This is a genomic window from Streptomyces sp. NPDC060031, assembly GCF_042736805.1.
In the GTDB taxonomy this organism is placed as follows: Bacteria; Actinomycetota; Actinomycetes; order Streptomycetales; family Streptomycetaceae; genus Streptomyces.
In genome coordinates, this window is sequence record NZ_JBHWVM010000153.1 from 1 (window position 1) to 9,470 (window position 9,470).

9 protein-coding genes and 1 pseudogene are annotated in these 9,470 nt (G+C 67.5%); 4 read left to right on the forward strand and 6 right to left on the reverse strand.

Annotation, left to right across the window (positions count from 1 at the left end; all coding sequences use genetic code 11):
• Positions 1-148: 148 nt before the first annotated feature.
• Entirely contained in the window at positions 149-718 is a 570-nt protein-coding gene (locus ACFWB8_RS35645; RefSeq protein ID WP_385237019.1) for an ArsR/SmtB family transcription factor, read from the reverse strand.
• Between the two features lie 57 nt (positions 719-775).
• Between ACFWB8_RS35645 and ACFWB8_RS35650 the strand changes: the two genes are divergently transcribed.
• The gene (locus ACFWB8_RS35650) at positions 776-1,681 is read left to right on the forward strand and encodes a S41 family peptidase (protein ID WP_385237022.1); all 906 of its coding nucleotides are present in this window, start codon (positions 776-778) and stop codon (positions 1,679-1,681) included.
• Between the two features lie 145 nt (positions 1,682-1,826).
• On the opposite strand, the gene ACFWB8_RS35655 is transcribed toward ACFWB8_RS35650, so the two are convergent.
• Positions 1,827-3,176, reverse strand: a complete 1,350-nt coding sequence (locus ACFWB8_RS35655) for an IS630 family transposase (RefSeq protein ID WP_385237025.1) — start codon at positions 3,174-3,176, stop codon at positions 1,827-1,829.
• Positions 3,177-3,382: 206 nt separating this feature from the next.
• Between ACFWB8_RS35655 and ACFWB8_RS35660 the strand changes: the two genes are divergently transcribed.
• Positions 3,383-4,612, forward strand: a complete 1,230-nt coding sequence (locus ACFWB8_RS35660; RefSeq protein ID WP_385237043.1) for an IS701 family transposase — start codon at positions 3,383-3,385, stop codon at positions 4,610-4,612.
• 490 nt (positions 4,613-5,102) lie between these two features.
• Here ACFWB8_RS35660 and ACFWB8_RS35665 read toward each other — a convergent pair whose 3' ends face one another.
• Together ACFWB8_RS35665 and ACFWB8_RS35670 are read right to left on the reverse strand one after the other, a co-directional pair.
• Positions 5,103-5,840, reverse strand: a complete 738-nt coding sequence (locus ACFWB8_RS35665) for a dienelactone hydrolase family protein (RefSeq protein ID WP_385237028.1) — start codon at positions 5,838-5,840, stop codon at positions 5,103-5,105.
• A gap of 140 nt (positions 5,841-5,980) precedes the next feature.
• Positions 5,981-6,484: a DUF6233 domain-containing protein gene (locus ACFWB8_RS35670; RefSeq protein WP_385237031.1), complete on the reverse strand. Its 504-nt coding sequence runs from the start codon at positions 6,482-6,484 to the stop codon at positions 5,981-5,983.
• Between the two features lie 118 nt (positions 6,485-6,602).
• Here ACFWB8_RS35670 and tpg point away from each other — a divergent pair, with 118 nt between their 5' ends.
• The gene (gene tpg / locus ACFWB8_RS35675; protein WP_385237034.1) at positions 6,603-7,190 is read left to right on the forward strand and encodes a telomere-protecting terminal protein Tpg; all 588 of its coding nucleotides are present in this window, start codon (positions 6,603-6,605) and stop codon (positions 7,188-7,190) included.
• Between the two features lie 115 nt (positions 7,191-7,305).
• Here the strand turns inward: tpg and ACFWB8_RS35680 are convergent.
• Together ACFWB8_RS35680 and ACFWB8_RS35685 are read right to left on the reverse strand one after the other, a co-directional pair.
• A pseudogene (locus ACFWB8_RS35680) lies at positions 7,306-7,440 on the reverse strand (IS5/IS1182 family transposase); the annotation flags it as partial.
• A gap of 90 nt (positions 7,441-7,530) precedes the next feature.
• Positions 7,531-8,121: a TetR/AcrR family transcriptional regulator gene (locus ACFWB8_RS35685; RefSeq protein ID WP_385237037.1), complete on the reverse strand. Its 591-nt coding sequence runs from the start codon at positions 8,119-8,121 to the stop codon at positions 7,531-7,533.
• A gap of 62 nt (positions 8,122-8,183) precedes the next feature.
• On the opposite strand from ACFWB8_RS35685, the gene ACFWB8_RS35690 reads away from it, so the two are divergent.
• Positions 8,184-9,041: an alpha/beta fold hydrolase gene (locus ACFWB8_RS35690; RefSeq protein ID WP_385237040.1), complete on the forward strand. Its 858-nt coding sequence runs from the start codon at positions 8,184-8,186 to the stop codon at positions 9,039-9,041.
• Positions 9,042-9,470 lie beyond the last annotated feature (429 nt).

Here is a 9,470-nt window from a genome sequence, read left to right on the forward strand (position 1 = left end):
CCTGAACGCCTTCCAGATCGCCTTCGAGGGCCGGCTCACCCCAGCCAACAACTGAACCTCAAAACCAAGATCAGCCGTTAACTGGACACACCCGTGCAGCGCGCTGATCTGGGGCGACTGGGTTGGATGTCAATGGCTGCGGCTCGCCTCAAGGAAGCTGGGTGTGCTGTGTCGTGAGGTTGGTGCTGCTAGGCGGAACTGGTGGGACCTGCTGATAGAGCGCTACCAACACGCCGTGCAGGGGCTGGTCCTCTGCATTTTCCTCGGCCTCGTCGACCAGTTGAGTGAGGGTCTCGCCGAGTTCTCTTGCCTTCGCGGGGCTGAGACGCAGGTGGCGCAGTGTCAGGTGGGTCTTGGCGGGAGAGCGGTCCAGCTCCTGGGCGAACGCGGCGAGCATCGCGGCGGTGCCTGCCGCTTGGGGTTCGGCGACGACCATGTGGCGGGCCGTGCGCTGGTAGTACTGCTCGGTGCCGCCGCGGACCTGGCGGGTTTCGGCGATGTGGACCAGCCCGGCTTCGCGGAGCACTTTGAGGTGGTGGGCCACGTTGCCTTTCTTCGCATCGAGCTGCGCCGCAAGCTGCCTGACGGTGAAAGGCCGGTGGCCCAGGGCGAAGAGCAACCGCTGACGCAACGGGTGGGCGAGTGCCGCGAACTGCTCAGGCGCACCGATCTCCAGGACATCCTCAGGAGGCGGCCGATAGGAAGGCTGATCACGCATACCGAAAGTGTCTAAATTCGTTGACGCTTTCGCAAGGGCGGTGCTCTACTCCCTGCCATGACGACTTCAACGAAGCTTCCGCCGGCCCCTGTCATCGACGAGACAGCCCGGCTCCTGATCGAGCACTACGTTTTCCCCGAGATAGCCGAGCAGCTCGCCGGCCTGCTGCAACGACGCCTCGCCGAGGGCGCCTACGACGTCGACAGCGCCGAGGAGCTCGCCCGGCTGGTCACCGCGGATCTGCAGTCCGTCAACGGCGACCGACACTTGAGACTGAAGCACCACGCCGACCCGGTGTCCCCGAAGCAGGGGGCGGCCACCCTGGACGGCATGCGCCGGGACTTCGACACCTCGCTGGGCGGTGCGCCCCGGGTGCAGTTGCTCGACGGAGGGGTCGCCGTGGTGGAGCTGGCACCGATGCTGTTTCCGCTGGAGTGGGCTGCCGAACCGCTGGCCGCCGCGCTCACCCTGGCCTCCCGCGCCCAGGCGCTGATCGTAGACCTTCGCACCAACCGGGGCGGCGACCCGGACACGGTCGCCTTCGTCTGCAGCTACCTACTCGACGAGCGCACCCACCTCAACACCATGCACTGGCGCGGCGGCGAGCGCAGAGAGCAGTCCTGGAGCCTGCCGCACGTTCCCGGCGCGCGCTTCGGTGGCAGCAAGCCGTTGTATGTGCTGTCCAGTGACAGCACCTTCTCTGCCGCTGAAGAGCTGGCGTACGACCTCCAGCAGCTCGGCCGCGCCGTAGTCGTCGGCGAGCGCACCCGCGGCGGCGCACATCCATGCAAGGGCTGGACGGTGCACCCACACCTGGAAGCCACCGTCCCCTTTGGCCGCGCCATCAACCCCGTCTCCAGCACGAACTGGGAGGGCACCGGTGTGCAGCCGGACATCCCTTGCGCTGCTGCTGACTCCCTGGACCACGCGCACGCGCTGGCCCTGGCCCGACTGGCAGGCTGACCCAGTCCAGGTTATCGACGGCACCGCGCGCAGCGCCTCCCCTATCCACGTCAGCAGCTGACTTCGGCGGCGGAGGCCCCAGTCTCCGGCGGCCCTCCGCGTGCTCAGTCCGCACGACTAGTGGGATGCGCCAGAAATACGGGAGTTAAGTCTGTAGCTGGTTGTTGGTGGCTAATGGGGTGATTTTGGTGAGGTAGTCGGCGAGGGACTGGAGGATCTCGTCGGCGGTCTTCGTCCAGGTGAAGGGTTTCGGGTCCTCGTTCCAGGTTTCGATCCAGGCCCGGATGTCGTATTCCAGCGCTTTCACCGAGGTGTGGACGCCGCGGCGGATGAGCTTGTCGGTCAGGAGACCGAACCACCGCTCGACCTGGTTGATCCAGGACGAGCCCGTGGGGGTGAAGTGGACGTGGAAGCGCAGGTGTCTGGCGAGCCACGTCGTCTTGATCTCGGGAGTGTTGTGGGTGGCGTAGTTGTCGCAGACCAGGTGCACGTCGAGCCCGTGGGGCACGGCCTTGTCTATCGTGACCAGGAACTTCTTGAACTCCTTCGCACGGTGACGACGGTGGAGTTCGCTGATGACGGTGCCGTCGGCGATGTTGAAGGCGGCGAAGAGGCTGGTGATGCCGTGCCGCAGGTCGTCGTGGGTGCGCCGCTCGGGCATGCCCGGCATCATCGGCAACACCGGCTGCGAGCGGTCCAGGGCCTGGATCTGGCTCTTCTCATCCACGCATAACACCACTGCCCGTTCCGGCGGATTGTGGTAGAGCCCGACGACGTCGACGACCTTGTCGACGAACTGCGGATCGGTGGACAGCTTGAAGGAATCCTGCAGGTGCGGCTTGAGATCGAACCGCTTCCAGATCCAGCCGACCGTCGACTTCGACAGCCCCGTGCGAGCGGCCATCGAAGCCCGTGACCAGGGGGTGTCCCGGCCCGGAGTGGACTCCAGCGTCGCCACGATCACGTCCTCGACCTGGTCGAGGAGAATCGAGGGCGGTCGGCCCGGCCGGGGCTCATCGACCAGGCCTTCAAGGCGGTGCGTGATGAAACGACTGCGCCAGCGGTCGACGGTCGAGGCATCGGCACCGAGATCGGCCGCGGCCTGACGGTTCGTCCCGCCCTCCGCGCAACGCAGCACGATCCTCGCGCGCAGGGCCAGAAACTGGGCGGTCTTCGCGCGCCTGGCCCATCGGATCAGCTGGTTCCCCTCGGCCTCGCTCAGAACCAGCTCGGCCTTCGGCCGGCCGATACGCGCGGCATCCTCGAGCCCGGCCATCCCCTCAGCGGCGAACTTTCCACGCCACTTCCTCACCGTCGCGGCGGTCACACCGACCTCCACCGCCACCCGCGCGTTCGGCGCCCCACTCGCGCACGCCAGCACGATGCGAGCACGCTCCGCGAACCGTGGTGCCACCGCCCCACTCGCCCAACGAGACAACTCAGCGCGTTCCTCATCGGACAGGCGGACTTCAACGGCACGAGGACCCGGCGACATGACAACAGGCTGCAGACTTAACCACCGGATTTCTGGCGCATCACACTAGTACTCCAGCCGTACTTCGGTATTTAGGCTGGTCAGCGGTCTGACGGCGGGGAGTTTAGCCGGGGTGTCATGGGCGGGCGAGGGCTTTCGCCGACGTTTCCTTCGAACGAGGGCCCTGCCGCATGTCCGTGGGCGTGTCCGAGTAGTTCTTCAGCGTGATCGATGAGCCTCCGGCAGGCGTATGGGATCGGGAACTCGAAGAACTCTTCTTGCGGGTCGGCGCCCGCTTCGCCCGCGTCGAGCCCCGGCGGCGGATGCGGGACTACGTGCGTGGCCTGCTCGGCCCGGTGGGCCGCAAGAACGGCTGGCAGCTGGCCGAATACGCAGGCCACGCGACCCCGGACGGCCTGCAGCATCTCCTGGCGAGGAGTCGCTGGAACGCCGACTCTGTCCGTGACGACCTCCAGCAGTACATCGCCGACCAACTCGGCGATGACAACAGGGTGTTGATGCTCGACGACACCGGCTTCGTCAAGAAGGGCGAGACCTCGGCAGGCGTGCAGCGCCAATATTCCGGCACCGCAGGCCGCACCGAGAACTGCCAGATCGGCGTGTTCGCCGCCTACGCCACCAGCCGGGGACACGCACTGGTCGACCGCGAGCTCTACCTGCCCAAGTCCTGGACCGACAACCAGGACCGCTGCCAGGCCGCGCACGTCCCTGACCAGCGTATTTTCTCCACCAAGGGAGACCTCGCCCGCGACATCATCCGCCGGGCCCACGACTCGCCGCTCCGTTTCAGCTGGGTCACCGCAGACGCCGCCTACGGCCAGGACGGCCACTTCCGCCGCTTCATCGAAGACGACCTCCGACTCCACTACGTCGTCGCCGTGCCCAAGTCCCAGCAGGTCCACGGACCTCGAATCGAGGACCGATTCCGCCGCGAAGCACCGCCGGAAGCCTGGAAGCGCCTGTCCGCCGGGCCCGGGGCGAAGGGCGAGCGCGTCTACGACTGGGCCGGCGCCCTCCTGCCCGTCGTCTGGGAACGCGACGGCGACGAGCCCACTCGGCGACGGTGGATGATCGCCCGGCGCAGCATCTCCGACCCCGACGAGATCGCCTACTTCCTGGCCAGCGCCCCGCTCGATACCACCCTCACCGACCTCGCGCGGATCGCCGGATGCCGCTGGAAGATCGAAGAGTGCTTTCAGAGCGCCAAGAACGAATGCGGCCTCGACGAGTACGAGGTCCGCCGCTACACCGGCTGGTACCGGCACATCACCCTCGCCATGCTCGCCCACGCCTTCCTCGCGGCCATGGCCACTCTCGAACGTGAAAAGGGGGTCGCGACGATGACACACCCGACCTCGTGGACCTCACGCCGGCCGAGATCCGTCGTCTCCTGGCAGCTGGCCCATCACCCCGGGACCGCCGCGATCACGCTGTGAACTGGTCACGGTGGAGACGACGCCACCAGGCCCGCGCCCGGACCTGCCACTACGCGCGACGCGGCTACCTGTTCGCCGGCACCAGATGGCGAAAGTCCTCGCCCGCCCATGACACCCCGGCTAAACTCCCCGCCGTCAGACCTCCGACCATCCTAAATACCGAAGTACGACTGGAGTACTAGTCCTCACAGGGTCCAGCCGGGATACGTGCCAAAGGGGCAATGAGTTGATCTTGATGCGCACGTGGTCAGCACAATGAAGCCGCAGTAAATGCGTGCACCTCGCCCTGGCGGCCGGATCGGACCGCCGCAGGTCGCGACGATCACGGCAGGGGCTCCGTCGCAGTAAATCCGGTATTTACTGCGGCAGTTGCGAACGCGTCTCCGCGATCGAGCATCCGCCCGAATGCGGTTCTGCTGTGCGGACTTGAGGGGAGGGGACTGTCAGTGCCCGACGCCGACCAGGCCCGGCGCCAGCATGCTTATCTGGGTCATGCCCCCAGATGCTCCGTCACGGGCAGGCACTCGGCGAGCAGGTCGACGACGTCGCGCCAGGCTCGCTGCGCGTGCCGTGGGTGGTAGCCGACGCCGGGGACCACGGGGTGGTCGACCGGCGGGTGGTGGAAGGCGTGCGAGGCGCCGCCGTAGACCACGAGGCGCCAATCGACGCCCGCGGCCTGCATCTCAGCGGTGAACGCGTTGCGTTGCGCGGGCGGCATGATCGGGTCTTCCGACCCGACGCCGGCCCACACCGGGCAGCGAATGCGCGCCGCCTCCCCCGGTCGGCCCGTGGTCAGTGCGTTGACTGTCCCGATCGCGCGCAGGTTGACGCCGTCGCGCCCGAGTTCCAGCCCGACGGCGCCTCCGGTGCCGTAGCCGACGGCGGCGATCCGGTCGGGGTCGGTCCGCGGTTCGGCGCGCAACACGTCGAGCGCCGCATGGCCGATGCCCCGCATCCGGTCGGGATCGGCGAGCAGCGGCATGCAACGGGCCAGCATCTTGTCGGGGTCGCCCAAATAGCGCCCGCCGTGAAGGTCGAAGGCCAGCGCTATATATCCCAGTTCGGCGAGAGCATCGGCCCGGCGGCGCTCGACGTCGCTGAGCCCCATGCCCTCTGGTCCGAGCAGCACCGCGGGTCGGCGGTGGACACCGGCCGGGAGCGCGAGGTGCCCGATCATCGTCAAACCGTCGGCCGGATACTCGACCGTACGCGTCGTAATCGTCGTCATGAGACTGGACTGTAGTGATCGTCGAGCCCGCTCCGACCGGTGTTCTGCCGCTGGCAGAACAGTGCGCGTCCCTCTGAAATACGGGGCCGAGCGCTCAGGGCTTCAAGATCATCTCGTTGCCCCTTCGGCGCGTACCTCGGTCACACCCCCTCACCGCCGAAACCGCGGTCGAAGCCCTTGAGGACCGGGTCGAGTTCGGCCGCGGCCCCGCACAGGGAGCACAGCCGGGTACCCGGGTGCTGCGCCGCGTCCAAGGCCCGCTCCAAGGTGAGCACCGGCGCCCCGGCCGGGGCCTCCTCGGAGTCGACGGCGTGGACGACACCCCGGCCGGGCCCGCGACCGCCAGCCTTCGCCAGCACCCAGCCGGACGGGCGGCGCGGCCCCAGCTCCCGCTCCACGACCGACGGCGGCGCCAGGTATTCGACAGGCACGCCGTCGCACGAGACACCGTCCAGGAGCCGCACATGCTGCGGCGCGCGCACCCAAACCCGGTACTCGGCCGGCTCCACCGTGTCCCCAGGACCGTTCCGGTACACCGGAAGGCCGACCTCGTACAGCCAGCCGTCGCGCACCTGACGCTTCGCCCACAGGTGCGCGACGACCTCCTGGTCCCCGGGCAGTAGCACCCGAATGGGGACCGGCACCGGCTCGGGGCGGAGGACGTCGTCATGCGTCCACCGTACGGACAGGCGCCCGCGGCACCGACGGCCACCTGCGCGGATGCTCTCCCTTGTCCACAGGCGATCCGTGGTCCCTGGAGGTATGAGCGACAACGAGCAGCAGCAGCCGGCCCCGGGCCGCGGCAAGGTCCTGGAGGCCCTCGCGCGGGCGGAGCGGAAGGTCTTCACCCGGCCCACGCCGAAATCGGCAAAGTCTCAGGTGAAATTCCTCCTCACGCGGGCGAAGGGGTCCACCAAGGCCCTGGCGGAGCGCCTGTGCGTCTCGCGCCGGACGGTGGAGCGCCAGCGCCGGGCAGCTGACGACCCGCAGAAGCGCCTCCAGGCCGCCTTGGTGGAGGAGACCGAATCCGAGTGGCAACCGCAGGTCAGAGCACATGCACGCGAGCGGGCAGCCACCTCCAGCGGCATGATGGTGGACGTGACGGCGCACTTCGGATTCACATGCAAGGGCAGCTCGGACGACGGCCGCGAGCGCACCATCACCACGGCGACCTCCCCCACCTACGCGAAGCAGATCCTCGAACCGAAGGAGGCAGGTGCGACGGATGAGGACCTGCATCCGATCGTCGCCGAGGCCATCACCGAGTCCTATTTCACGGAATGGGGCACCCGAGCCGCTGGCTTGCGAGCAGATTTCACAGATGTCCAGTCCATAGAATTCCGGTTCTGACACGACCCAATTTGGGACCTGCTATAAACCAATTCGTGAGCCGAAGCACGATGGTTGTCACTAAGGCAGGCTTGTCGTCACCGACCGGTGTGACTTTGACCGACCGGCAAATGGATCACTTGAGGCGTCGGGTGGTGGGGCGGCCGTCCCAGCGGCAGCGGCTCGTCGTGCCGTAGTCGTTCATCCACGAGGGTGTGCGCTCCGCCACCCAGCGCTTGCCGGCCTGGACGGGGGCGGCGACGCCCTTGCGGCGGTGCAGCGGTCCTCAATGAAGCGCGTGGAGCCGGGCCGTGAACCTATTCGCCGCTCACGCACGGGCTGTCTTTCTCGCTGTTCGAGATCAGTCCTCGCTGGCTTGAGTGATGGCTGTGCGCAACAACTCGGCCATCGATCGTCCGGCCACCCGCAGCGGCTCCGGATTACGGGCAGCCCGGCTGAGCATGAAAGCTCCCTCCAGCATCATGACCATCGAGTACGCGAGGGACTGCGCCGTCTTCGGTTCGGCCACCCAGCGGCCGAACCACCGCGTCGCCGTGCCGACCCACTCCTCGAAAACCTCCGCCGTCGCGACCCGCAACACCTCATTGCTGCTCGCGACTTCCAGGGCCACCGTCCCGATCGGGCACGCGTCGGCATAGTCGGCCGCTGCAAGGTCATCCGCGGCCGCTTCGAATGCGTGCACGAGGGATTCCACCGGGTCCGGCACGCTGTCCAGCAGAGCTAGGACCATTCGGCCGTACTCGGTTCCAGACGTGCGGATCATATCCTCGGCCAGTTGCTGCTTGCCGCCGGGGAAGAAGTGGTAGATCGAGCCGAACGGTGCGTCCGCCTCTGTCGCGATCCGCTTCAGGCCGGTGGCCGAGTAGCCGTGGCGGCGGAACAGCACCGTGGCGGCACCCTGGATCCTGGCTCGCGTGTCCGACTGTCCCATTGCCTTCCACCCCCCTCCCCTCCAAGATTACAGTAGAACGATCTATCAAGTAGGGGGTTGGGATGCCGAGAATCGAGTTGTCGTCTGGACCGATCGACTACCAGGACACCGGCGGTGAAGGGCCTGTGCTGGTGTTCGGCCACGGTCTGCCGATGAACGAGACCCAGTGGCGCAAGGTGGTCCCGATGCTGGACGGATACCGCTGCGTCCTGCCCACGCTGCCCCTAGGCGGTCACCGTCAGCCGATGAACCCGGATGCCGACCTGTCCCAGCGCGGTGTCGCCCGGCTCCTGGGCGAGTTCATCGAGGGGCTCGGTCTGGACCAGGTGACCCTCGTACTCAATGACTGGGGCGGGGGCCAGTTCCTGGTGTCGGAAGGGCAGGACCAGCGGATCGCGCGACTGGTGCTGGTGGCCTGCGAGGCCTTCGACAACTTTCCCCCAGGGCCAGCCAAGGCCATGGCGCAGGTGTGCAGGGTTCCCGGCGGCGTCTGGCTCCTGACGCGGCTCATGCGCATTCCCGCGTTCCGTCACAGTCGGGGCGGATACGGCGGGATGAGCCTGCGTGGGATCCCCGACGACATCATGGACGACTGGTTCGCTCCCGCCACGCGCAGCAGGGCCATCCGCAGGGACTTCGCCAAATTCGCCACCGGGGCACCCGAACGCAAGACCTTGCTCGCCTGGAGCGAGCGACTGCGTGACTTCGACCGCCCGGTACTGGTCGTCTGGGCGACCGAGGACCGATTGATGCCGCGTGAGCACGGCCCCCGGCTGGCTGAGCTGTACCCGCAGGGCCGGCTGATCGAGATCGCCGACTCGTCCACCCTCATCCCCGAGGACCAGCCCGAACGACTCGCCCAAGTACTCACCGACTTCCTGATCCAAACCGGAGCAGAGCCGGTCCGACACGTCTACTGAGTGCGGGGGCGGTAAGCGGATCCGACAGCGCCGGCTCGTGTACGAGGTCCTGTACCGAGCCGGACGCCTCGTCCCCATCAGCCCGCCACCAGACCGTCCATCGCCTCGCCCAGCCGTCGCGCAGATCAAGTCCCAACCTGCCCGCGTCGACATTCACCGACACGAGCAGGTCCTCCCAGCTGCACTGATGCGACCAGGCGGCCACCACGTCAGCGGCTTCTACTACCCTCTCCAGCCCAACGCATCTCCCCCCCCATGGCAGGGTCATTGCATGATCGAAATCTGTCCGGGTTCGTCAGGTGAGGCCGAGGGCCTGTAGGGGCCGGTGGTAGTTGCGGCCGGTATGGCGGACGGCGGCAGCGATGTTGGTCCGGCCGTCCTGGCGGAAGATGCCGATGGCGAGGTTGCGCAAGGAGGCCATGGCTCGGG

Excerpts from the sequence above, each read along its gene's own strand:
- ACFWB8_RS35650 (WP_385237022.1), top strand. The coding sequence starts at position 776 with ATGACGACTTCAACGAAGCTTCCGCCGGCCCCTGTCATCGACGAGACA.
- ACFWB8_RS35645 (WP_385237019.1), bottom strand. The coding sequence starts at position 718 with ATGCGTGATCAGCCTTCCTATCGGCCGCCTCCTGAGGATGTCCTGGAG.
- ACFWB8_RS35690 (WP_385237040.1), top strand. The coding sequence starts at position 8,184 with ATGCCGAGAATCGAGTTGTCGTCTGGACCGATCGACTACCAGGACACC.
- tpg (WP_385237034.1), top strand. The coding sequence starts at position 6,603 with ATGAGCGACAACGAGCAGCAGCAGCCGGCCCCGGGCCGCGGCAAGGTC.
- ACFWB8_RS35665 (WP_385237028.1), bottom strand. The coding sequence starts at position 5,840 with ATGACGACGATTACGACGCGTACGGTCGAGTATCCGGCCGACGGTTTG.
- ACFWB8_RS35655 (WP_385237025.1), bottom strand. The coding sequence starts at position 3,176 with ATGTCGCCGGGTCCTCGTGCCGTTGAAGTCCGCCTGTCCGATGAGGAA.
- ACFWB8_RS35685 (WP_385237037.1), bottom strand. The coding sequence starts at position 8,121 with ATGGGACAGTCGGACACGCGAGCCAGGATCCAGGGTGCCGCCACGGTG.